This is a genomic window from Streptomyces sp. WMMC1477 (assembly GCF_027460245.1).
Lineage (GTDB): Bacteria > Actinomycetota > Actinomycetes > Streptomycetales > Streptomycetaceae > Streptomyces.
Genome location: NZ_JAPZBD010000003.1, coordinates 1462399 through 1484208 on the forward strand (window position 1 = coordinate 1462399; position 21810 = coordinate 1484208).

A 21810-nucleotide genomic window follows, 5' to 3' on the forward strand; every position below is an offset into this window, starting at 1 on the left:
CATTCCACCCGGCCGCCCCGGGTTCGCGCAGCCGTTCGGCGCCGACCGGGTGACGTGGCGGCCGGGCCCGGATCGGGAAACCCGGGGGCCGCTGCCGGGCAGGAGGCCCGGAGCGGGCCGGGAAGACCGGGCCGGGGCAGGAGGACCGCGGCTCGGTCAGGGGGCCTGCGGGCGGCCGTGGCTGGGCCGCAGGCCCATGGCGTCCATCCAGGCCGGTCGGCCGCCGCCGAGGATCTCGGAGAGGAGCAGCAGCCGGGTCAGCCCGTCCCACTCGGCCTCGTCCTGGAGGTCCGCGACGCAGGTGATGCCGTCCGGCGCCATGACGGCGGCCAGGTGGTCGGCGTCGGCCGCGCAGTCGGCGCACTCGGTGACGGCCTCGCCGTCGGCGCACGCCGCGCACGGCGCGCCGTCCGCGGGGGCGCCGGCGGAGAAGCGGGCCCAGACCGCCTTTCCGCAGGGGCCGGGCGTCGTCCAGCCCCAGTCGTCGGAGAGGCAGTCGACGATCTGGAGTCCCCGGCCGCCCTCGGCGAGGTCCTCGGCGTCCCGTACCGCGGGCGTGCTGGCGCCGGAGTCGAGCACCGCACACAGGACGGTGCCGCCCTGGCGCAGCAGGCTCAGCATCACCGGCCGGCCGCTCGGCGGGTCCCAGGGATCGGTGCTGTGGCACAGCGCGTTGGTGACCATCTCCGAGACGGAGACGGCTATGTCGTCCACCAGGTCGTGCAGGCCCCAGCCGCACAGTGCGGTACGGGTGTAGCCGCGGGCGAGGCCGGGCGCGTGCGGACCGGTGTCCAGCGTCCAGGCGGCGAAGGCGGAGGCCGACTCCGCGGCCGGTGTCGCCACCGGGGCGGGAGCGGACCTCGCGGAGCCCAGGATCGGGTACGGGGCCGATCCGCCGGAGAGACCGAAGGGAGGGCTGGGCACGGTTGACTCCGCCCACCTCGCCGGTTGATTCATCGTCCAACCCCGCAGCCGTCGTCTCCGGTGCGCTCACGTCGCTGGGAACACGCTTGCGCCCTCCATCCTGTGGCATTTGTACTTACGCCTGCAAGTGCGGATGCAAGTACAGATGCAATTACGGGGGCTTCTGAGGCAGTATTCAGCCAGAGATCTTGGTGGGACCGAAGTGACAAAAGAGGCAGAAGTGGCAGGTATGGCAGGGACGACAGGACTGACCGGCGGACCGGGCGCTCCGACGGACGAGGGCTCCGGCGGCGAGGGAGCCGTCCACGCCGAAGGCGGCGGCATACCGGCCGACCGGCTCGACGGGGTCCGCTGGCGCAAGAGCCGCCGCAGCAACCCCAGCGGCAACTGCGTGGAGGTCGCCGAACTGCCCAGCGGCGGAGTGGCGGTGCGGAACTCGCGCTACCCGGCCGGACCGGCGCTGATCTACACCGACGCCGAGATCTCGGCGTTCATCCTCGGCGCCAAGGACGGCGAGTTCGACGACCTGGTCACCGGCCCCTGACCGGCTGTACAGTCCTTCGCCGTAATGGGAGACTTGCCGACTGCCCCCTTACCTACGGCACCCCGGAGCACCCAGGAGCAGGCCAGATGGCAGCACAGCCCGAGTACGACTCTCCGGTTCGCCGGCTCCTGGCCCAGCCCCGGGGCGGGCCGACGGTCCTGCGCATCGTGCTCGGCACCCACCTGCGGCGCCTGCGGGAGGCCAGCGGCATCACGCGCGAGGCGGCGGGCGAGGCGATCCGGGGCTCCCACGCCAAGATCAGCCGCCTGGAGCTGGGCCGCGTCGGCTACAAGGAGCGGGACGTCGCCGACCTCCTGACCCTCTACGGCGTCCTGGACCCGGAGCAGCGCGAGGAGTTCCTGACCCTCGCCCGGCACGCGAACAACCCCGGCTGGTGGCACCAGTACAGCGACGTACTGCCCAGTTGGCTGGAAACACTCCTCGGCCTGGAGGAGGCGGCCTCCGTCATCCGGACGTACGAGGTCCAGTTCGTCCCCGGGCTGCTCCAGACGGCCGAGTACGCCAGGGCGGTGACGCTTCTCGGCCACGCGCAGGCGAGCGAGGCCGAGATCGAGCGCCGGGTGCGGCTGCGGATGCGGCGGCAGGAGCTCCTGACGGGGCCGCACGGCCCGAAGCTGTGGGCCGTCATAGACGAGGCGGCCCTCCGCCGGCCGCTGGGCGGGCCCGGAGCGATGCGGGGGCAGGTGGAGCACCTGCTGAGGGTGGCCGAACTGCCGAACGTCACGCTCCAGGTGGCCCCCTTCGCCATCGGCGGCCTGGCCGCGGCGGGCGGCCCCATCACCCTGCTGCGCTTCACCGAGCCCGACCTGCCGGACATCGTCTACCTGGAGCAGCTCACCAGCGCGCTCTACCTCGACAAGCGGGCGGAGGTGGAGGCGTACATGGTGGTGATGGACCGGCTGTGCGCCGCCGCGGACCCGCACGAGCGCACGGTCGGCTTCCTGCGGCGGCTCCACGCCGAGCTCTGACCCCCGCCCGTCTGACGCGCACCCCGGCGCCGAAGGCGCGTGCCGGGGAAACGTGAGCGCCGGGGAAAAGGGAACGACCCCGGAGAGTCAGGCCTCTCTCCAGGGCCGTTCCGGCGGGGCGTCGCGCTGGTGGCACTTGACGGGCCAGCACCCCCCACAGGGCCAGCACCGCCGCCTAGCGTCTTCGACGCCCCGTCCCGCGGGATTACGTTGGGGAGTCTGGTCGATAATCACCTTGGTTTGCACATCGACCGAACAGAATCAGTAACGTTGTGTGTTAAATAAGTGGCAGGAAGTAATACACCTACCAGACGGTAACCGAACGCCCACGCACGCCCTACCAGCAAGGATACGAGCCGACTTGGGCACGGTGCCCAACAAGTGGAGTCAAGGACGGCTTCCCGGCCGCCTGGAACACGGCCGAAAATCGCCGGTTACCCAGCCGAAACGAGGGCCTTACCGTGCACCGTGCACATGCGCCCGGCCCATGCGAGCCGACACCGGCACGCGAACGCCCCCGGAGCCTCCGCGCGGCCCGGGACGGGCCGCGCGGCGCACCGAGGGCGCGTGACGTCGGCGGGAAGGTCAGCGGGACGCGGCGATCTGCCGGGACATGATCGTCGTCAGCTCGTACGCGGTGTGCGAGGCGGCCACGGAGGTGATCTCCGCGTGGTCGTACGCCGGAGCGACCTCCACCAGGTCCGCGGAGACGAGGTTGCAGCCCGCGAGCCCGCGCAGGATCTCCAGCAGCTCGCGCGACGTGATGCCGCCGGCCTCCGGGGTGCCCGTGCCGGGCGCGTGGGCGGGGTCCAGGACGTCGATGTCGATCGAGATGTACAGCGGGCGGTCGCCGATGCGCTGGCGCAGCTGGTCCGTGATCTCGTCCACCCCGCGCCGCATGACGTCGGCCGAGGTGACGATGCCGAAGCCCATCTTCTCGTCCTCGTCCAGGTCCTTCTTGCCGTACAGCGGACCGCGGGTACCGACGTGGGAGAGGGCCGAGGTGTCGAGGATGCCCTCCTCGACGGCGCGGCGGAACGGCGTGCCGTGGGTGTACTCGGCGCCGAAGTAGGTGTCCCAGGTGTCCAGGTGGGCGTCGAAGTGGAGCAGGGCGACGGGGCCGTGCTTGCGGGCCATCGAGCGCAGCAGCGGCAGCGCGATGGTGTGGTCGCCGCCCAGGGTCATCATGCGGGCACCGGTGTCCAGGATCTCGTCCGCCGCGGCCTGGACCGTCTCGACGGCCTCGTTGATGTTGAACGGGTTCACCGCGATGTCGCCCGCGTCGGCCACCTGGGCGAGGGCGAACGGCGAGGCGTCCTGCGCCGGGTTGTAGGGGCGCAGCAGCCGGGAGGCCTCCCGGATCGCGTTGCCGCCGAAGCGGGCGCCGGGCCGGTACGACACGCCGGAGTCGAAGGGGACGCCGACGACGGCGACGTCCGCGGCGCCGACCTCGTCCAGTCGCGGCAGCCGGGCGAAGGTGGCCGGGCCTGCGTAGCGCGGGACGCGGGAGGAGTCGACGGGACCGACGGGACGGCCGGAGGGGTGGGGGCTCGTCTCACTGCTCATACGCGCGAGGGTAGGCGCTGCGGAGACCCCGCCGACATGGACGTTTCTGAGCGGACAGGTGCCGCGTTTTGGACACATGGTCCATCGACCGCACGGACACGCGACAATGAGCGCATGCCCGCACCCATGGAACCGCCCGTCAGCCCTCCGCCCCCGCAGCCCGCCGTGCCCAGCCGGGCCGAGCTGATCGAGCACCTGCGGCACACCCGCATAGCCGGGGACGTCGCGACACCGCGCGAGAACAACCTGGCGCACTACCGGGCGCTGGCCAACGGCGACCGGTACTACTGGTTCGGCCTGGAGTTCGGCGACCGGTGGACGGACGAGCAGGACGTGCTGGCGGTCATGGCCGAGCGGGCGGGCGTCGTCGACGACCCGGGCCACCGCACCGGGCAGGACACCATCGACCCGGCACTGACCGTGGACGCCCTGGAGCGGGCGGCCGTCCGGCTGCGCAAGGCGGCCGACGCGGGCGAGCGGGTGCTCTTCGCGACCGGTCACCCGGGCGGCCTGCTCGACGTGCACCGCAGCGTGGCCGCCGCGCTGCGGGCCGCCGGGTGCCACATCGTGCGGGTGCCGCTCGGCCTGGTGGCCGACGAGGGCGTCGTCGTCCAGCTCGCCGACGTCGCCATGCACGAGCGCGGGGCGACGCTGTGGCACACCCACTCCCCCGAGCCGATGCGGGCCGTCCTGGACGCCCTGCCCCGGCACGGCGAGCCGCTGCCCGACCTCGTCTGCGCCGACCACGGCTGGGCCGGGTACGCCGCGCAGCACGGCCTGGACGCGGTCGGCTTCGCCGACTGCAACGACCCGGCCCTCTTCCTCGCCGAGGCCGAGGGCACGCTCTCGGTGACCGTCCCGCTCGACGACCACGTGGTCAACCCGCGCTTCTACGAGCCGATGACGGCCTACCTCCTCGCGCAGGCCGGGCTCACCGGCTGAGCGCCGCCTCCGCCGGCGTCCGCGGATCGGCCCGACGCGCCCGGCGGGCCCACGGATGGGCTCCTGCCCCGCGGCCTGGCACCGGAAGGGGCACCACGGTGCTTGGACCGTGGCGGCACCGCTGTCCGGCCGCCGCGGCGGGTACCACCGCGTCCCGGGGGCCGACCGCACGACGCGCGGCCCACGGCATCGTTCGGCCTGATCCGCCGGACGGGCCTCAGCGGGACCGGGGGACGCGGACGGCCCCCTCCTGGATGACCGAGGCCACCAGGGAGCCGTCCGCCGTGTAGATGGCGCCCTTGCCGAGCCCCCGGCCGCCCTGCGCCGTGGGGCTCTCCTGGTCGTACAGCAGCCACTCGTCGGCCCGGAACGGCCGGTGGAACCACATGGCGTGGTCCAGGCTCGCGCCGACGACGTCGCCGGTCACCCAGCCGCCCCGGCCGTGCGCGAGCAGCACGGAGTCGAGCAGCGTCATGTCCGAGACGTAGGTGGCCAGGCAGATGTGCAGCATCGGCTGGTCGCGCCCGCCGTCCAGCTTGCCGTTCGTGCGGAACCACACCTGCGAGCGCGGCTCCGTCGCCCCGCGCCCGGCCGCCGCGTAGGGCGGCTCGTTCACGTACCGCAGGTCGACGGCCGCCCGCGCCTCCGCCAGCCGCTCGGCCACCCCCGGGTCGATGAAGAGGTCGGCGTGCGCGGGCAACAGCTCCGCCGCCGTCGGCAGGGACTCCGGGTCCGGGGCGTCCGGCATGGGCGCCTGGTGTTCGAAGCCCTCCTCGTGCACCTGGAAGGAGGCCGACAGGTGGAAGATCGGCTGCCCGTGCTGGACGGCGACGACGCGCCGTGTGGTGTAGGAGCGCCCGTCGCGGATGCGGTCCACGTTGTAGACGATCGGCGCCCCCGGGTCCCCCGGCCTCAGGAAATAGGCGTGCAGGGAGTGGGCGGGCCGCTCGGCGGGGACGGTGCGCCCCGCCGCGACCAGCGCCTGGGCGGCCACCTGTCCGCCGAACACCCGGGGCACGATCGCCGAGCGGCTGGCGCCCCGGAAGATGTCCCGCTCGATGCGCTCCAGGTCGAGCAGGTCGAGCAGGGAGTCCAGTGCCGCGTTCACGCCGTGCTCACAGCCCCATGGACTTGGCCACGATCGAGCGCATGACCTCGCTCGTGCCGCCGTAGATGCGGGTGACGCGGGTGTCCGCGTACAGCCGCGCGATGGGGTACTCCCGCATGTAGCCGTAGCCGCCGTGGAGCTGGAGGCAGCGGTCGATGACGGTGGCGGCGGTCTCGGTGGTGAACAGCTTGGCGGAGGCGGCGTCGGCGGCCGTCAGCTCGCCCGCGTCGTGCGCCTCCAGCGCCCGGTCGACGACGGCCTGCATCGCGTCCACGTCGGACTTGCAGTCGGCGAGGACGAACTTGGTGTTCTGGAACGAGGCGACGGAGCGCCCGAAGACCGTCCGGTCGGTGACGTACTCCTGGGCGAAGCGCACGGCGGCGGCGGCCTGGGCGTAGGCGCCCACCGCGATCCCCAGCCGCTCCTGCGGCAGGTTGTGGGTCAGGTACTCGAAGCCCTTGCCCTCCTCGCCGAGGAGGTCCTCGACGGGCACCTTGACGTCGGTGAAGCTGAGCTCGGCGGTGTCGGACGTCTTCAGGCCGAGCTTGTCGAGGGTGCGGCCGACCTCGTACCCCTCGCTGCGGACGTCGACGACGAGGATGGAGATGCCGGAGCGCCGGTCCTCGGGGGTCGGCGGCGCGGTGCGGGCGCAGACCAGCATGCGGTCGGCCTGCACGCCTCCGGTGATGAACGTCTTGGCCCCGTTGAGGACGTAGTGCGTGCCGTCCTCGGAGAGCTTCGCCGTGGTCTTCATCCCCGCCAGGTCGGAGCCGGTGCCGGGCTCCGTCATGGCGATGGCGGTCATCATCTCGCCGGAGACGAAGGCCGGCATCCAGCGCCGGAGCTGTTCCTCCGTGCCGTACTTGAGCAGGTAGGGCAGGCAGAGCGCGGTGTGGACGTTCGAGCCGCCGAAGCTGACCCCGGCGCGGGCGCACTCCTCGCTGATCACGGCGTTGAACTTGAAGCTCGTCTCCCCGGCGCCGCCGTACTCCTCGGGCACCTCGATCCCGAAGACGCCCAGCTCGCCGAGCTTGCGGTAGAGGTCCCGCGAGACCATGCCCCGCTGCTCCCACTCCGGGTAGTGCGGCACGACCTCGGCGGCGATGAACTCCCGGATCGTCTGCCGGAACGCCTCATGGTCCTTGTTGAACACCGTGCGACGCATGGGCGCGCCTCCCTCGGGTCGGTCCTGGTACTCGATTTCTAAGCGCTTGCTCATTCGACGCTACCCAGGGTCCCCCCGGGTGTCCAGAGCTCGCACCCGACCGGAGCGGACTCACCCGCCGGCTGCGGGTAGCCTGCACCGGCATGGACGACGGCATCCGCGAGGACGTGTACGTGGGCCACGCGGCCCGGGACGCCGCCCTGGACCGGGGCTGGCTGCTGGGCCACTTCAAGTCCCCCGGAGACCCGCGGCACAGCGAGGACGTGGAGATCAAGTGGGGCGTGCACCCCGTCGGCGACCGGCGGGCGGAGTGGGTGACGGGTGAAACCCGTACCGCTCTCCTCGTCCTCGTCAGCGGCCGGTTCCGGCTGGAGTTCCCCCGCCGCAGCGTCACGCTGGCCGAGCAGGGCGACTACGTGGTCTGGGGCAAGGGCGTGGACCACTCCTGGTACGCGGAGGCGGAGTCCGTCGTCCTCACCGTCCGCTGGCCCTCCGTCGCGGGCTACCGGGTGCCGGGGTGAAGGCGCGTGCGCGCCGGGGCGGCTGACGCCCCGTCGCGTTCCCCCGGGGCCCCCGGGACCCTCGGGGCCCCGGGGCCCGCACGACAAAGGCCCGTGACTGCGTTTCCGCAGGTCACGGGCCTTCTTTCAAGGGTGAACGACGGGACTTGAACCCGCGACATCCTGGACCACAACCAGGTGCTCTACCAACTGAGCTACGCCCACCACGACCGGCTCTCGGGGGCTTCCCGCACCGGCCGGATACGAGTGTACAGGGTCTTCGGCGGTGGTCGCGCACGCCTTTTCGGGCCGCGCTCCGCGGCCCGCCCGCACGCGGGGTCCGCCCCGCCGGTCCGTCCCGCCGGTCCGCGCCGCCGGTGTGCGCCGCCGGCGTGCGCGCCCGGCTCAGGCGCCGCCGGTGTGCCGGGCCGCGATCGCCTTGGCGGTCTCCGAGTCCGGCCCGGGTGCCGGGACGAAGACGGCCTCCCGGTAGTAGCGCAGCTCCGCGATGGACTCGCGGATGTCGGCCAGGGCGCGGTGCGTGCCGCCCTTCTCCGGGCTGTTGAAGTAGGCCTTCGGATACCAGCGCCGGGCCAGCTCCTTGACGGAGGAGACGTCGACGAGCCGGTAGTGCAGGTGGGAGTCCAGCGTGGGCATGTCCCGGTGGAGGAACCCCCGGTCGGTGGCGATGGAGTTCCCGCACAACGGCGCCCGTCCCGCGTCCGGCACGTGCTCCCTCACGTAGGCGAGCACCTGCGCCTCGGCGTCGGCCAGCGTCGTGCCACCGTCGAGGAGGTCCAGCAGACCCGAGGTGGTGTGCATCGCGCGCACGACGTCGGGCATGTTCGCCAGTGCCTCGGCAGGGGGGCGGATGACGACGTCCACCCCCTCGCCGAGGACGTTCAGCTCTCCGTCGGTCACCAGCGCTGCCACCTCGACGAGAGCGTCGTCGGTCAGCGAGAGGCCGGTCATCTCGCAGTCGATCCACACCATCCGATCGTTCATGCGGGTAACCCTACGTTGACCGGACACCCCGCGGACCCTCAGGACGTCACGTGACCGCGCTGGCCGGGCACCCTGGCCGCGTACGCCTCCGAGCGCGCCCGGCCGTGGCCCGCCGCCCCGCCGTGGCCGCCGCCGGAGCCGCCGTGGCCGCCCGTGCCGCCGCCCGCCCCGGCCGTGACGAGGGCGCCGCCCGGGAAGCCGCCCTCGGGCCCGCTCTCCGGACGCGACGGCGGGAGGCGGAACGCCCCCCCGGGTGGTCCGCCCTCCGCGCCGTGGCCGTCCGGCCCGGGGCCGTCGGGCGCGGCCGGACGCCGGGCCCGGTACGCCGCCCGGTAGGTGGCCGGTGAGGCGCCGAGCTGCCGCCGGAAGTGCCCGCGCAGCGCGACCGGGGAACGGAAGCCGCAGCGGGCCGCGACCTCGTCCACCGAGTACTCGGAGTTCTCCAGGAGCCGCTGCGCCTGAAGCACCCGCTGGGTGATCAGCCACTGCAGCGGCGCACTGCCGGTCAGCGCGCGGAACCGCCGGTCGAAGGTGCGCCTGCTCATGTAGGCGCGGGCGGCCAGCGCCTCCACATCGAACTGCTCGTGGAGGTGTTCCAGCGCCCAGGCGACGACCTCGGCCAGCGGGTCGGTGCCGATCTCTTCTGGTAAAGACCTGTCCAGCCGGTGCAACTGGCCCACGTCGGCGGCGTTTCCGCGCCGGGGTGGCACCACGAGCCGCCGGGCCAGGGCGCCGGCCGCCTCCGCGCCGTGGTCGCTGCGGACGACGTGCAGGCACAGATCGATGCCGGCCGCCGTCCCCGCGGAGGTCAGGATGTCGCCGTCGTCGACGAACAGTTCACGCGGATCCACGTGGACGGCCGGATAGCGCTTGGCCAGTGTGGGCGCGTACATCCAGTGGGTCGTCGCCGGGCGGCCGTCGAGCAGCCCCGCCGCGGCGAGGACGAACGCGCCGGTGCACAGGCCCATGACCCGCGCGCCCTCCTGGTGGGCGCGGCGCAGGGCGTCCAGGGCCGCGGCCGGTGGTGGTTGGGTGATCGAACGCCAGGCGGGGACGACGACCGTCCCGGCCCGGGATATCGCGTCGATGCCGTGGGGCGCCGACAGTTCGAGGCCCCCCGTGGTGCGCAGTGGTCCGTCCTCGCCGGCGCAGACGAGCAGCCTGTACCGCGGTACTCCCGCATCCTGCCGGTCGACGCCGAAGACGGAGAGCGGGATCGAGCTCTCGAATATCGGTCCTCCGCCGAACAGCAGCACCGCCACGATCTCACGACGCCGCCGGGCGGTCAGCTTCCGGACGTGCGTCGCGGGGCCGTGCGATGGGTCCTGGCTCATGTGGTCAAGCCCCCCTCAGTGGTCGCTTTCCTCTCGGTGTTGCACGGTTCCCCCGCCGTGGTTCTGCCAAGATCGAATCTACTGCGTCGTAGGCAGTCGCAGTGACAAGTTCATCACTCAGTGCTTTGTCGACAACACAGCGTGGCGTAAAGCATTCGATCACGAAGCGTTGCATCCGTCGACGCCCCCCAGGGTTGCCACGGGCGCCCAACCGGGGCTGCGTATGGTGCGTTCACCGGCTGCACTCCTTTCACTCCTGGTGGAGCGGGCGATATGAGTGTTCCTGCCAAGGTGTGTACCACGTTCGGAAGTTGGCCGAAAAGAGTGCATGCACGTCGGTCACTTCGACCCCCGTGCACCCGAACGACCCGGTCGGCGCCCCATTCGGGCACCCCGGACCGACCGTGCGCCGCCGCTCGCCCGCCCCACCCGACCCGCCTCTCCGGGCCACCACACCGGCCCGGGGTCACACCAAGCCTGACCAGCCGCGACGGCAGGTGAGCCGACGGACGCCGCCTCGACCGAACAGTGCTCAACGACGCGGCTCCGCCGCGATGCCGAAGCGACTGGCGTTCGATTCGACTTCGGCCACGGCGTCGGCGGAGCACCAGGGGCGCACGGAAGCACGAGGCCGTGCCCCGGCGGCGGTTCGTGGCATGTCACGACGAAGACCGGACGACGGCGGCCGGGCACGCCCGTCCTCCCCCGCGGACGGCGGGCGCCGGACCGGGGCCTCCCGCCGGACCGGCCCACGGACGGTGCCACGCGGGGCCGACCACCGGCTCCCCGGGCGCGGCGGCCTGTCCCGCGCGGGGCCAAGCACGAGGACACGCACGAGACGGCGTTGCGCGGGGGCGCCCTCTCGGGCATGCTTCGGCCTCAATCCTCCGGACGAGCGGTCCGAGTCCCTGGGCACGGCGTGTGTAGGGCCGTACCCTCGGGGTACGGGGGAGGAAAAGGCAGTTACCAGACTTTACTGAGCCCACAACCATCCGCCTCCCTCATCCGAGGACTTCTTCGCCGAGACGCTCATGGCCGGACACGAGATCCCCGAACCTGCGGACCGCAAGCCGGTCGCCGACCCTCCGGCGCTCCACGACGCGGTACCGGACACCACGCCGGCCCATCACCCCTGTGACCCGGCCTTCCAGCACGGCGTCGTCGTCGGCTTCGACGGCTCGGTCTCCAGCGAGCGGGCGCTCGCCTACGGCATCGGCATGGCCCGCCGGTCCGGCTCGGGCCTGATCATCGTCCACGTCGCCAACCGGCTGCCGACGACGGTGTGGGCCGGCTGCGAACCCCCGGTCTTCGTCGACGTCCCCGACCACCGCACCGAGGTGCTCGGGCTGGAGCTGGCCTGTGCGGAGCATCTCTCCGAGGTGCCGTGGATCCTCGTCGAGCGCGGCGGGGACATCTGCCACGAACTGGAGGAGGTCGGCCGCGAATACGAGGCCGACGCCATCGTCGTGGGCTCGACGCACGGCATCGTCGGCCGGATCTTCGGCTCCGTGGCCGGGCGGCTGGCCCGGCGGGCGCAGCGCCCCGTCGTCGTCATCCCCTGAGCGCGTGGCTCCCCGAAACGCGTTTCCCCTCAGGCGCGTTGCCCCCCCTGGACGCCCACAGCACCCGGCACACCCGCCCGGCGCACGAATGTGCGGCCCCGGGCGCGTGCCACCATACGCACCCGGAGCCGCTCTGGCGGCCCGGCGTCGCCCATTACACCGGGCCTCGCCGCCGAACCGGGACCGTCACCTCCCCGTCGGCAGCACGTTGACGGGTGTATGCCCGTCACAAGCGCACAATGCACCTGCTACGCGGGAGTAGCTTCGGGTCCCACGGCGAGGCGGGACCCACGCCGGGCCCCGCCTCGCCGAACTCACTCCACGGTGACGGACTTGGCCAGGTTGCGGGGCTTGTCGATGTCACGGCCGAGGGCCAGGGCCGTGTGGTAGGCGAGGAGTTGGAGCGGGATGCCCATGAGGATCGGGTCGAGCTCCGGCTCGTTGGCCGGTACGACGATCGTGTGGTCGGCCTTCTCCTGCTCGCTGTGGGCCACGGCGAGGATGCGGCCGCTGCGGGCCTTGATCTCCTCCAGCGTCGCCCGGTTCTTCTCCGCCAGGTCGTCGTCGGGGACGATCGCCACCGTCGGCACGGCGGGCTCGATGAGGGCGAGGGGGCCGTGCTTCAGCTCGGAGGCGGGGTAGGCCTCGGCGTGGATGTAGGAGATCTCCTTGAGCTTGAGAGAGGCCTCCAGGGCCACCGGGTAGCCGCGCACCCGGCCGACGAACATCATCGACTTGGCCTCGGCGTAGTCCTTCGCGAGCCCAGCGATGCGGTCCTCCTGCGCCACGATCGCGGCGATCTGCCCGGGGAGCTTGCGCAGCCCCTCGATGACGCGCTTGCCGTCCGCCACGGACAGGTCGCGGATGCGGCCCAGGTGCAGGGCGAGCAGGGCGAAGGCCACGGCGGTGTTGGTGAAGCACTTGGTGGAGACGACGCACACCTCGGGGCCGGCGTGGACGTAGACACCGCCGTCCGTCTCCCGGGCGATGGCCGAGCCGACGACGTTGACGACGCCGAGCACCCGCGCGCCCTTGCGCTTGAGCTCCTGGACGGCGGCCAGGGTGTCGTAGGTCTCGCCGGACTGGCTGACGGCGATGTAGAGGGTGTCCGGGTCCACGACGGCGTTGCGGTAGCGGAACTCGCTGGCCGGTTCGGCGTCGGCCGGGATGCGGGCCAGCTCCTCGATGAGCTGGGCGCCGATGAGACCCGCGTGGTAGGCGGAGCCGCAGCCGAGGATCTTCACCCGGCGCACGGCGCGGGCCTCGCGGGCGTCCATGTTGAGACCGCCGAGCCGGACGGTGGCGAACCGGTCGTCGATCCGGCCACGCAGGACGCGGTCGACGGCGTCGGACTGCTCGGCGATCTCCTTGTGCATGAACGTGTCGTGGCCGCCCATGTCGTAGGACTCGGCGGCCCACTCCACCGTCTCCGGGGTGGCGGAGGTGCGGGAGCCCTCGGTGGTGTAGGTGCGGTAGTCGTCGGCCTTGAGGGTGGCCATCTCGCCGTCGTCCAGGGTGACGACCTGGCGGGTGTGGGAGACGAGGGCGGCGACGTCGGAGGCGACGAGCATCTCGTGTTCGCCGATGCCCAGCAGGACGGGCGAGCCGTTGCGGGCGACGACGATGCGGTCGGGGAAGTCGGCGTGCAGCACGGCGATGCCGTACGTGCCCTCGATGACGGCGAGCGCCTCGCGGACCTTCTCCTCCAGCGTCTCACCCTGGGCCCGGCCCACGAGGTGCGCGATGACCTCGGTGTCGGTCTCCGAGGCGAAGGCGACGCCGTCGGCGGTGAGCTTGGCGCGCAGCTCGGCGGCGTTGTCGACGATCCCGTTGTGGACGACGGCGACCCGGCCCTCGGCGTCCTGGTGCGGGTGGGCGTTCTCGTCGCTGGGCGCGCCGTGGGTGGCCCAGCGGGTGTGGGCGATGCCGGTGGTGCCCGCGAACCGCTTGGGCAGCCGGGCCTCCAGCTCGCGGACGCGGCCCTTGGCCTTGGCCGTCTTCAGGCCCGCGCTCTTGCCGGTGCCGCTGCTGTGGATGGCGATGCCAGCCGAGTCGTAGCCCCGGTACTCCAGCCGCTGCAGCCCCTCCAGCAGCAGGGGCGCCGCGTCCCGCTTGCCGATGTACCCCACGATCCCGCACATGGGCTTCTCCTCGTCCGTCGTCGCACTCGTCGCTCAGCCGTAGACGATGCGGCGCAGCTGCCGGAGGCTGAGCTCGGGCGGCGCGACCGCCCGGTACGGCAGTTCCGCTTGGATGCGCTCGAAGATCGCCGGGTTCCGCACCCCTGCGGACTGCAGCTCCCGGTGCCGGCGGCGCACGTAGTCCTCGGCGGTCTCGTCGAAGTACGCGAGCACGTCGAGGACGACCCGCGCGGCCTCACCGCGCGGCAGCGCGGTGGTGCGGGTCAGGTGGTCCACGAGGTCGTCGTGGGCCGGCGTCCGGCGTTCGAGCACGGACCGATACTGGGGCCCGGCGGGCACCCACGCAAGTTTCCTGCCCGCTTTCGGGCATGTCTTGCACCTTTCAACGTCTGGAACCTACCCATCCGCTTCAGTCGGGAGCTCGGCGGCCCCGACGCGCAGGCACCTGCGGACGACGGCGCCCCCGCCCTGACCAGCGAAAACCCCCTCCCGTCCGTACACCCGCCCCGGACGCGGTCCCGATCTTCGTGGTTTCCGCCAGTACGGCGGTCGGTCGGCGTTCGGACAGACCGCCCGCCGAAGGCCACGGCACGCCCCGGGAGGCGACCGCCGGGCCGAAGCCATGACCGGGCACCAGGGGAGGACGGCACGATGGGTGGACAGCAGCACGACGCGATCGGTGAGGCGTACAAGGGTTTCAAGGCCCTGCCGCTGGAGCGGTACGTGGTGGTGCCGAGCTTCCTCGGACTGGTCGGCGACGTGCACGGCAGAGCGGTCCTCGACCTGGCCTGCGGCACCGGCTTCTACAGCCGCGAGCTCAGGCGGCGCGGCGCGACCGAGGTACTCGGCGTCGACATCTCCGCCGAGATGGTCGCCGTCGCCCGGCAGGTGGAGGAGCGCGACGCGCTGGGCGTGCGCTACGAGGTGGGTGACGTGTCCCGGCTGGGCCCCTGGGGCGCAGCTTCGACGTCGCCCTGGCCGTTCAACTGCTCAACTATGCGGACGACCTGGCCACGGCCGAGCGCATGTGCCGCGCCGCGCACCGGAGCCTGCGGCCCGGAGGCGAACTGTTCGCCCTCAACCAGTCGCCCGACTACCGCTTCGACGGGCCCACCCCCGAGACGTACGGCTTCCGCAGCGTCCTCACCGGCGAGGAGGGCGAGACCGGGCCCAAGGTCCGCACCACGGCCCTGCTCGACCCCCCGGTCTCCTTCGTCGCCCACCGGCCGCGCCGCGAGGTCTACGAGACGTGCCTGCGGGCGGCCGGGTTCACGGAGCTGACCTGGGTCCCCCTAAGGGTCTCCGAGGCCGGACTGCTCACGTTCGGCGCGGCCCACTGGGCCGACCACCACGCCAACCCCCCACTGGAGATGCTCCACTGCCGCGCCTGACGCCGCCCCGACGGCGCGCGCCGCCGTGCCGCGGCCGTCGTCCGGCACCTTGGCACGCTTCCCCGGGAACATCGCCAGGCGGCGGACTCACCTTCACGGCCTTGGGCGTGGTCGATAGCCTGTATGACCATGATGCGCGCTTGGATCCTGCCGATGCTGTTCGTGCTCAGCGGCTCGGCCATCACGACGGCGCAGGTCCTCAAGGGGAACCCCGGCACGGCTGCAGGGCTCCTGCTGGCGTTCCTGGCGCTCGCCGGCGTGAACTCACCCCTGATCTTCCCGAGGACGATCAGTGCGGAGGAGGCGCAGCGCCGCAGCGCGGACGACGGCCGACCGGTCGTCTTCTGGCGGCCGGGCTGCACGTACTGCATGCGGCTGCGCCTCCGACTCGGCCGCAGCGCCCGCCTACTGCACTGGGTGAACATCTGGCGCGACCCGGCAGGAGCCGCAGCGGTGAGAGCGGCCAACGACGGCAACGAGACCGTGCCCACCGTCGTCGTGGCGGGCCGGCCGCACACCAACCCCGACCCCCGGTGGGTACGCGAACAGCTCTTCCCTTCCGCGTGATCAAGCCGAAGTAGGGGGCCGGGCCGGGACGTCGCACGGGCCCGGCACGTCGCGTCGCTGCCCCCCGGCGCCACACGGGGGACTTTCGGCGAAGTGACGGCGTGACTGCGGGGGCCGGGACGGGGCAGGGACGACCATGAACCCGTAACGCGGCTGCGACCCACCCCTGGAGGAACACGTGAGAAGCGAGGACGGCACTCCGGTGGCCAGCGGGGTCACCCCCGAACGCCTCGCCGGGCTCCGGGCATGGAACCTGGGACTGACGCTGCTGCACCTGGCCCAGGCCGTGGCGATCGTCCTCCTCGCCGGGAGCTTCTCGATCACCGTCACCTCCTCCGTTCCCGAGGGTCCGCCGGGGACGGAGGCGCCCGCCCCCGAGGCGCTGTTCGACGTGCCGATCGGATGGGCCGTCGCCGTCTTCCTCGGCCTCGCGGCCCTGGACCACCTGTTGACGGCGACGGTCTTCCGCTCCACCTACGAGCGCGACCTCAGGCGGGGCATCAACCGGTTCCGGTGGGTCGAGTACGCGCTGAGCGCGACGCTGATGGTGCTCCTCATCGGCTTCTACTCCGGCATCACCGGCATCAACGCCGTCCTCGCCGTCGCCGGGGCCAACATCGGGATGATCCTCTTCGGCTGGCTCGAAGAGCTGATGAACCCGCCGGGGCGGGCGGTGACGACGATGCTGCCGTTCTGGTTCGGCACCCTGGTCGGCCTGGCGCCGTGGGCGGCGATCGTCTACAACGTCGTCGCGGCCGAGACCGTCCCCGGCTTCGTGTACGGGATCGTGGTCGTACAGGCCGTCCTCTTCTTCAGCTTCGGCCTCAACCAGTGGCTCCAGTACCGGGGCGTCGGCCGGTGGTCCGACTACGCCTACGGGGAGCAGGGCTACCTGGTTCTCAGCCTGGTGGCGAAATCCCTGCTGGCCTGGCAGATCTTCGGCGGCTCCCTGTCCGGCTGAGGCGTCACACCGCCCGTGGCCTCAGCAGCGTGTGGGAGCGCTCGTAGAGCTCCCGGGCGCCGGGGTGGCCCAGGTGCGGCCGGAGCAGCGCCCGCACGTCGCGCACCCGGTCGTCAACGAGCGGCCCGGATCGGCCCCGCCCCCAGCACACCCCGCCGCGAGGTCCATGTCCAGCCTCCCCAGGTCGACCAGGCTTTCCACGGTACTCGCGTGGGAGGCTGATGTATCCACGGCGAAACCGATCTCGGCGAACGTGACCGGCCTGCGGCAGCGTCTGGCCAGAGCCTCTCGCCGGCCCACGACGGCGGACTCCGCGGAAGGGCTCGCGCGGATCTACGAGGACGACACGCTGGTGACGCAGGTGGCCGGGGGCGTCTTCCCCGAGCAGGTCGAGGGGCGGCGGTCATGTCTCGTTCATGCTGGCCCGGCCCCACCTTCCGACCCCACTGGGCATGCTGCCGAACCTCGGCGAGGGGGACGCCGTCCCCACGGAGCTGGGCGCGGACGTGCTCGACGACTGGACCGCCCGGTTCGTCGCGGGGTTCGCCGCGCCGCGCGCACAGCGGCTCACCCTGGATCGGGACGGCCGGACCGAACACGTCGTGGTCGACGTGGCGGCGGGATCATGGGCTGCCGTCTTCTGGGAAGGGGGGCGGTGGATGGTCCGTCAGGGTGGCCCGGCGCGGCTGTGGGACGACATCACCAAGCGTGTCACGCGGTGGCAGGCCGACGGGCGCCCGCCCACGGCCCGCATGCGGCTGCACGTCGGCCCCGACGGGCAGCGCCTCACCTGGACGTGACCGGCGGGGCCACCGCCCCACCGGCCGTGCGCCACGATGGGTCGTCAGCGGGAGGACGGCGGAAGCCTCCGCGGCCGGTGTCTGGGCTGCGGAGGCTTCCGCCGCCGGGGGTCGGAGGGGGAGGCGGGTCAGGCGGCCTGGAAGCCGAGTTCGCGGGCGATCAGCATGCGCTGGACCTCGCTCGTTCCCTCGCCGATCTCCAGGATCTTGGAGTCGCGCCACATGCGGGCGACGGGGTACTCGTTCATGAAGCCGTAGCCGCCGTGGATCTGGGTGGCCTCACGCGCGTTGGTGACGGCGATCTCGGAGGAGTACAGCTTGGCGATGGCCGCCTCCTTCTTGAACGGCTCGCCCGCCAGCATCCGGGACGCCGCGTCCCGCCAGGCGATGCGGGCGGTGTGGGCGCGCATCTCCATGTCGGCCAGCTTGAACTGGATGGCCTGGTTGGCGCCGATGGGACGGCCGAAGGCCTCCCGCTCCCGGGCGTAGCGCACGGACTCGTCGACGCAGCCCTGGGCCAGCCCGGTGGCGAGCGCGGCGATGGCGATGCGGCCCTCGTCGAGGATGCGCAGGAACTGGGCGTAGCCGCGGCCCTCCTCGCCGACCAGGTTGGCCAGCGGCACCCGGACGTCGGAGAAGGACAGCTCGCGGGTGTCCGAGGCGTTCCAGCCGACCTTGGAGTAGGGCGCGGCGACGGTGAAGCCGGGCGTGCCCGAGGGGACGAGGATCGAGGAGATCAGCGGGGAGCCGTCCTCCTTGCGCCCGGTGACGGCGGTGACCGTGACGAGGCCGGTGATGTCGGTGCCGGAGTTGGTGATGAAGCACTTGGTGCCGTTGATCACCCACTGGTCGCCGTCGCGCACCGCGGTGGTGCGGGTGCCGCCCGCGTCGGAGCCGCACTCGGGCTCGGTGAGGCCGAAGGCGCCCAGCATCTCGCCCGAGCACAGCTTGGGCAGCCACGCGCGCTTCTGCTCCTCGGAGCCGAAGCGGTAGACGGGCATGGCGCCGAGCGAGACGCCGGCCTCCAGGGTGATGGCCACCGAGGAGTCGACGCGGGCCAGCTCCTCCAGGGCGATGCCGAGGGCCAGGTAGTCCCCGCCCATGCCGCCGTACTCCTCGGGGAACGGCAGACCGAACAGGCCCATGCGGCCCATCTCGCGGACGATCTCGTAGGGGAACTCGTGCCGCTCGTAGAGGTCGCCGATCTTCGGCGCGACGACGTCGTGGGCGAACTCCTCCACGGTACGGCGGAGTTCCTCGTGCTCAGGGGTGAGTCGGTGATCCAGGGACATGGTCATCGTTCCTTGTGGGAGAGGGCACGGAGGGTGCGGGACGGGCTGGGTCGGCCCAGTCGGTCGGCCATCCACGCGCTGGTGGCGGTGAGACGGCCGAGGTCGACCCCGGTCTCGATGCCCAGGCCGTGCAGCATCCAGACGAGGTCTTCGGTGGCGAGGTTGCCCGTGGCGCTCTTGGCGTAGGGGCAGCCGCCGAGCCCCCCGGCGGAGGCGTCCACCGTGGTGACGCCGTGCTGGAGGGCGGCAAGCGTGTTGGACAGCGCCTGCCCGTAGGTGTCGTGGAAGTGGACGCCCAGCCGGTCGACGGAGAGGCCGCCGTCGGTGAGCGCCGCCAGGAGTGCGGTGACGTGGCCGGGGGTGGCGACACCGATGGTGTCCCCCAGGCTGAGTTCGTCGCAGCCCATGTCGGTGAGGGCGCGGCAGACGCGGACGACGTCGTCCGGCGCGACCGGGCCCTCCCAGGGGTCCCCGAAGCACATCGACAGGTAGCCGCGGACGTGGGCGCCGGCCTCCTTGGCCCGCGCGACGACCGGCTCGAACATCGCCAGCGCCTCGGCCACCGTCCGGTTGAGATTGGCCTTGGCGAAGGACTCGGTGGCGCTGGCGAAGACGGCGACCTGCCGGGCTCCGAGCGCCAGGGCGCGGTCCAGGCCGCGCTCGTTCGGGACGAGGACGGGCAGCCGCACCCCGGGGGCGAGCTCGCTGACGCGCGGGAACAGCTCCTCCGCGTCGGCCAGCTGGGGGACCCACTTCGGATGGACGAAGCTGGTCGCCTCGACGGTGCCGAGCCCGGCCGCGGCGAGCCGGTGGATGAACTCGGCCTTGACCTCGACCGGGACGACGGCCTGCTCGTTCTGCAGCCCGTCCCGGGGGCCCACCTCGTGGATGCGGACCCGGCCCGGCAGCCCGGGAGCGGGTACGCGCATCGGCAGTCCGTCGGTCATGCCCCGGCCCCTTCCGTCGTGCCCTCGGCGGCGCCCGCCCCGTCCGTCGCGTGCGGGTCCACCACGGCCAGGATCTGGTCCATGGCGACGGTGCTGCCCGCCGTGACGTCCAGTTCGGTGACGGTGCCGGCGTGCGGGGCGGAGATGACGTGCTCCATCTTCATCGCCTCGACGATCAGCAGGGCCTGGCCCGCCTCGACGGCGTCGCCGACCGCGGCCTTGACGACGGTGACCGTGCCCGGCATGGGGGCCGTCAGGGCGTCGGCGCCCGCCGCACCGGCACCGCCCCGCAGGGCGGCGGCCACCGGGTCGTGGTCCTGCGCCAGCCATGCGGCGCCGTCCCGGCCCAGCCAGTGGTGGCGGCCGTCCGCGGCATGCTCGAAGCGGTGCGAGACGCCGGCCCACTCCAGGTGCACCCGGCCCTCCTCCGCCGCGGCGAGCCGGGCCGGGACCGCGTCGGCGTCCCCGATGCGGACCTCGGCCGCGCCCCCGGCCCCGTGCCGCACCCGTACCGCGACCGGGTCGCGCCCCGGCAGCCTGAGGTGGTGGACGGTCCACGCGGGCTCGCCGCCGAGGCGGAACCCGGTGGGCTGGGCGAAGGGGTCCGTCCAGCCGCCGGGGTCGGGGCTGGGGCGGAGGGCGGCGTGGCGGAGCAGGGCCGCCGCCGCGTAGACCTCGTCCGGGACCGCGGCGGGAACCAGCGCGGCGGCGTCCCGGTCGACGAGCCCGGTGTCGAGGTCACCGGAGACGACGTCGGGGTGGGCCAGGAGCGCGCGCAGGAACGCGGTGTTGGTGTCGACGCCGAGGACCGTGGTGCCGGCCAGTGCCGTGCGCAGGCGGCGCAGCGCGGTGGGCCGGTCGGGGCCGTGGACGATGACCTTGGCGAGCATCGGGTCGTAGGTGGTGCCGACCTCGGTGCCCTCGGTGAGCCCGGAGTCGGTGCGCACGCCCTCGCCCCGGGGCTCGCGCAGCAGGTGCACGGTGCCGGCGGAGGGCAGGAAGTCGACCCTCTCACCGCTCACCCGGGCGGTCTCGGCGCAGATGCGGGCCTCGACGGCGTGCCCGGTGAGGGTGATCTCGTCCTGGGAGAAGGGCAGCGGCTCGCCGGCGGCGACGCGCAGCTGCCACTCCACCAGATCGAGCCCGGTGATCATCTCGGTGACGGGGTGCTCGACCTGGAGGCGGGTGTTCATCTCCATGAAGCAGTAGGCGCCGGGGTCGCCGCCGGGGACGATGAACTCCACGGTGCCGGCGCCGCGGTAGCCGCAGGCCCGGGCGGCGTCGGCCGCCGCCGCGCCCATGGCGGCGCGGGTCGCCTCGTCCAGCAGGGGGCTGGGCGCCTCTTCGATGATCTTCTGGTGGCGGCGCTGGAGGGAGCACTCGCGCTCGCCGAGGTGCAGCACGTTGCCGTGGCCGTCGGCGAGGACCTGGATCTCGATGTGCCGGGGGCCGTCGATGAACCGCTCGACGAGGAGGGTGTCGTCGCCGAAGGAGGCGCGGGCCTCGCGCCGGGCGGCGGCGATCTCGTCCTCCAGCACGGCGGCGTCCCGCACGAGCCGCATGCCCTTGCCGCCGCCGCCCGCCGAGGGCTTGAGCAGCACGGGCATGCCGATCTCGCGGGCGGCCTCGGCCAGCTGGGCGTCCGTCAGCCCCGAGCCCGAGGACCCGGGGACGACGGGCACGTCGGCGGCGGACACCGTCTGTTTGGCGCGGATCTTGTCGCCCATGAGCTCGATGGCGTCGGCGGGCGGGCCGATGAACGTCAGCCCGGCCTCGGTGACGGCGCGCGCGAAGTCGGCGTTCTCGGCGAGGAAGCCGTAGCCGGGGTGGACGGCCTGGGCGCCGGTGGCGCGGGCGGCCTCCAGCAGCCTGTCGGTGCGCAGATAGCTCTCGCTCGCGGCGGCGGGGCCGATGCGGACGGCGGTGTCGGCCTCGCGCACGTGCCGGGCGTCGGCGTCGGCGTCGCTGTGGACGGCGACCGAGCGCACCCCGAGGGCGCGCAGCGAACGGATGACGCGGACGGCGATCTCGCCGCGGTTCGCGATCAGTACGGTGTCGAACATCTTCGGTGC

At 72.8% G+C, this 21810-nt stretch carries 20 protein-coding genes, 1 tRNA gene and 1 pseudogene; 10 read left to right on the forward strand and 12 right to left on the reverse strand.

Annotated features, from left to right (window positions below):
• Positions 1–156 precede the first annotated feature (156 nt).
• Positions 157–924 (reverse strand): ATP-binding protein, encoded by a 768-nt coding sequence (locus O7609_RS06665; protein ID WP_269734017.1) that lies wholly within the window; start codon positions 922–924, stop codon positions 157–159.
• A 229-nt stretch (positions 925–1153) separates the two neighbouring features.
• On the opposite strand from O7609_RS06665, the gene O7609_RS06670 reads away from it, so the two are divergent.
• Both O7609_RS06670 and O7609_RS06675 read left to right on the forward strand, forming a co-directional pair.
• The gene (locus O7609_RS06670; protein WP_269734018.1) at positions 1154–1468 is read left to right on the forward strand and encodes a DUF397 domain-containing protein; all 315 of its coding nucleotides are present in this window, start codon (positions 1154–1156) and stop codon (positions 1466–1468) included.
• A gap of 86 nt (positions 1469–1554) precedes the next feature.
• Complete coding sequence (locus O7609_RS06675) at positions 1555–2457, forward strand: helix-turn-helix domain-containing protein (RefSeq protein WP_269734019.1); 903 nt, start codon at positions 1555–1557, stop codon at positions 2455–2457.
• A gap of 585 nt (positions 2458–3042) precedes the next feature.
• Here the strand turns inward: O7609_RS06675 and speB are convergent.
• Positions 3043–4023 (reverse strand): agmatinase, encoded by a 981-nt coding sequence (gene speB / locus O7609_RS06680; protein WP_269734020.1) that lies wholly within the window; start codon positions 4021–4023, stop codon positions 3043–3045.
• A 114-nt stretch (positions 4024–4137) separates the two neighbouring features.
• Between speB and O7609_RS06685 the strand changes: the two genes are divergently transcribed.
• A complete protein-coding gene (locus tag O7609_RS06685; RefSeq protein ID WP_269734021.1) occupies positions 4138–4965 on the forward strand; it encodes a phosphatase in 828 nt (275 codons plus the stop codon).
• Between the two features lie 217 nt (positions 4966–5182).
• Here O7609_RS06685 and O7609_RS06690 read toward each other — a convergent pair whose 3' ends face one another.
• Both O7609_RS06690 and O7609_RS06695 read right to left on the reverse strand, forming a co-directional pair.
• Positions 5183–6073, reverse strand: coding sequence for an acyl-CoA thioesterase (locus tag O7609_RS06690; protein ID WP_269734022.1), 891 nt, complete (start codon positions 6071–6073; stop codon positions 5183–5185).
• 7 nt (positions 6074–6080) lie between these two features.
• Entirely contained in the window at positions 6081–7238 is a 1158-nt protein-coding gene (locus O7609_RS06695) for an acyl-CoA dehydrogenase family protein (RefSeq protein WP_269734023.1), read from the reverse strand.
• 155 nt (positions 7239–7393) lie between these two features.
• Here O7609_RS06695 and O7609_RS06700 point away from each other — a divergent pair, with 155 nt between their 5' ends.
• A complete protein-coding gene (locus O7609_RS06700; protein ID WP_269744319.1) occupies positions 7394–7759 on the forward strand; it encodes a signal peptidase I in 366 nt (121 codons plus the stop codon).
• 131 nt (positions 7760–7890) lie between these two features.
• Here O7609_RS06700 and O7609_RS06705 read toward each other — a convergent pair.
• From O7609_RS06705 to O7609_RS06715, 3 genes are all read right to left on the reverse strand, one after another.
• Positions 7891–7963, reverse strand: a tRNA-His gene (locus tag O7609_RS06705).
• A 180-nt stretch (positions 7964–8143) separates the two neighbouring features.
• Positions 8144–8743 (reverse strand): oligoribonuclease, encoded by a 600-nt coding sequence (gene orn, locus O7609_RS06710; RefSeq protein WP_269743242.1) that lies wholly within the window; start codon positions 8741–8743, stop codon positions 8144–8146.
• A 38-nt stretch (positions 8744–8781) separates the two neighbouring features.
• Positions 8782–10077 carry a helix-turn-helix domain-containing protein gene (locus O7609_RS06715; RefSeq protein WP_269743243.1) on the reverse strand — a complete coding sequence of 432 codons (1296 nt, stop codon included), beginning with the start codon at positions 10075–10077 and terminating at the stop codon, positions 8782–8784.
• 1031 nt (positions 10078–11108) lie between these two features.
• Between O7609_RS06715 and O7609_RS06720 the strand changes: the two genes are divergently transcribed.
• On the forward strand, positions 11109–11639 hold the full coding sequence (locus O7609_RS06720) for a universal stress protein (protein WP_269734026.1): 531 nt from the start codon (positions 11109–11111) through the stop codon (positions 11637–11639).
• Between the two features lie 314 nt (positions 11640–11953).
• On the opposite strand, the gene glmS is transcribed toward O7609_RS06720, so the two are convergent.
• Together glmS and O7609_RS06730 are read right to left on the reverse strand one after the other, a co-directional pair.
• The gene (gene glmS / locus O7609_RS06725; RefSeq protein WP_269743244.1) at positions 11954–13780 is read right to left on the reverse strand and encodes a glutamine--fructose-6-phosphate transaminase (isomerizing); all 1827 of its coding nucleotides are present in this window, start codon (positions 13778–13780) and stop codon (positions 11954–11956) included.
• 33 nt (positions 13781–13813) lie between these two features.
• Positions 13814–14092 (reverse strand): hypothetical protein, encoded by a 279-nt coding sequence (locus O7609_RS06730; protein ID WP_269734028.1) that lies wholly within the window; start codon positions 14090–14092, stop codon positions 13814–13816.
• 339 nt (positions 14093–14431) lie between these two features.
• On the opposite strand from O7609_RS06730, the pseudogene O7609_RS24580 reads away from it, so the two are divergent.
• The 5 genes and pseudogenes from O7609_RS24580 to O7609_RS06755 form a co-directional block, all read left to right on the forward strand.
• Positions 14432–14674: pseudogene (locus tag O7609_RS24580) on the forward strand (class I SAM-dependent methyltransferase); the annotation flags it as partial.
• Positions 14675–14805: 131 nt separating this feature from the next.
• Positions 14806–15171 (forward strand): hypothetical protein, encoded by a 366-nt coding sequence (locus O7609_RS24585; RefSeq protein ID WP_332328095.1) that lies wholly within the window; start codon positions 14806–14808, stop codon positions 15169–15171.
• A 129-nt stretch (positions 15172–15300) separates the two neighbouring features.
• On the forward strand, positions 15301–15738 hold the full coding sequence (locus tag O7609_RS06740) for a glutaredoxin domain-containing protein (protein WP_269734029.1): 438 nt from the start codon (positions 15301–15303) through the stop codon (positions 15736–15738).
• A gap of 178 nt (positions 15739–15916) precedes the next feature.
• Positions 15917–16699, forward strand: a complete 783-nt coding sequence (gene heR / locus O7609_RS06745; protein WP_269743245.1) for a heliorhodopsin HeR — start codon at positions 15917–15919, stop codon at positions 16697–16699.
• 452 nt (positions 16700–17151) lie between these two features.
• Entirely contained in the window at positions 17152–17499 is a 348-nt protein-coding gene (locus O7609_RS06755) for a hypothetical protein (RefSeq protein WP_269734031.1), read from the forward strand.
• Between the two features lie 128 nt (positions 17500–17627).
• Here O7609_RS06755 and O7609_RS06760 read toward each other — a convergent pair whose 3' ends face one another.
• From O7609_RS06760 to O7609_RS06770, 3 genes are read right to left on the reverse strand one after another with little or no spacing between them, the layout of a single operon-like run.
• Entirely contained in the window at positions 17628–18791 is a 1164-nt protein-coding gene (locus O7609_RS06760; RefSeq protein ID WP_269734032.1) for an acyl-CoA dehydrogenase family protein, read from the reverse strand.
• Positions 18792–18793: 2 nt separating this feature from the next.
• Positions 18794–19738, reverse strand: coding sequence for a hydroxymethylglutaryl-CoA lyase (locus O7609_RS06765; protein ID WP_269734033.1), 945 nt, complete (start codon positions 19736–19738; stop codon positions 18794–18796).
• Positions 19735–21801 carry an acetyl/propionyl/methylcrotonyl-CoA carboxylase subunit alpha gene (locus O7609_RS06770; RefSeq protein ID WP_269737045.1) on the reverse strand — a complete coding sequence of 689 codons (2067 nt, stop codon included), beginning with the start codon at positions 21799–21801 and terminating at the stop codon, positions 19735–19737. The genes O7609_RS06765 and O7609_RS06770 overlap by 4 nt, the downstream gene beginning before the upstream one ends.
• Between the last annotated feature and the right edge of the window lie 9 nt (positions 21802–21810).

Bases quoted from the DNA above. Each gene is read 5' to 3' on its own strand.
- O7609_RS06720 (WP_269734026.1), top strand. From the start codon at position 11,109: ATGGCCGGACACGAGATCCCCGAACCTGCGGACCGCAAGCCGGTCGCC.
- orn (WP_269743242.1), bottom strand. From the start codon at position 8,743: ATGAACGATCGGATGGTGTGGATCGACTGCGAGATGACCGGCCTCTCG.
- O7609_RS06715 (WP_269743243.1), bottom strand. From the start codon at position 10,077: ATGAGCCAGGACCCATCGCACGGCCCCGCGACGCACGTCCGGAAGCTG.
- O7609_RS06685 (WP_269734021.1), top strand. From the start codon at position 4,138: ATGCCCGCACCCATGGAACCGCCCGTCAGCCCTCCGCCCCCGCAGCCC.
- O7609_RS06695 (WP_269734023.1), bottom strand. From the start codon at position 7,238: ATGCGTCGCACGGTGTTCAACAAGGACCATGAGGCGTTCCGGCAGACG.
- O7609_RS06760 (WP_269734032.1), bottom strand. From the start codon at position 18,791: ATGTCCCTGGATCACCGACTCACCCCTGAGCACGAGGAACTCCGCCGT.
- O7609_RS06675 (WP_269734019.1), top strand. From the start codon at position 1,555: ATGGCAGCACAGCCCGAGTACGACTCTCCGGTTCGCCGGCTCCTGGCC.
- O7609_RS06755 (WP_269734031.1), top strand. From the start codon at position 17,152: ATGCTGCCGAACCTCGGCGAGGGGGACGCCGTCCCCACGGAGCTGGGC.
- speB (WP_269734020.1), bottom strand. From the start codon at position 4,023: ATGAGCAGTGAGACGAGCCCCCACCCCTCCGGCCGTCCCGTCGGTCCC.
- O7609_RS06740 (WP_269734029.1), top strand. From the start codon at position 15,301: ATGATGCGCGCTTGGATCCTGCCGATGCTGTTCGTGCTCAGCGGCTCG.
- O7609_RS06770 (WP_269737045.1), bottom strand. From the start codon at position 21,801: ATGTTCGACACCGTACTGATCGCGAACCGCGGCGAGATCGCCGTCCGC.
- O7609_RS06765 (WP_269734033.1), bottom strand. From the start codon at position 19,738: ATGACCGACGGACTGCCGATGCGCGTACCCGCTCCCGGGCTGCCGGGC.
- O7609_RS06670 (WP_269734018.1), top strand. From the start codon at position 1,154: ATGGCAGGGACGACAGGACTGACCGGCGGACCGGGCGCTCCGACGGAC.
- O7609_RS24585 (WP_332328095.1), top strand. From the start codon at position 14,806: ATGTGCCGCGCCGCGCACCGGAGCCTGCGGCCCGGAGGCGAACTGTTC.
- glmS (WP_269743244.1), bottom strand. From the start codon at position 13,780: ATGTGCGGGATCGTGGGGTACATCGGCAAGCGGGACGCGGCGCCCCTG.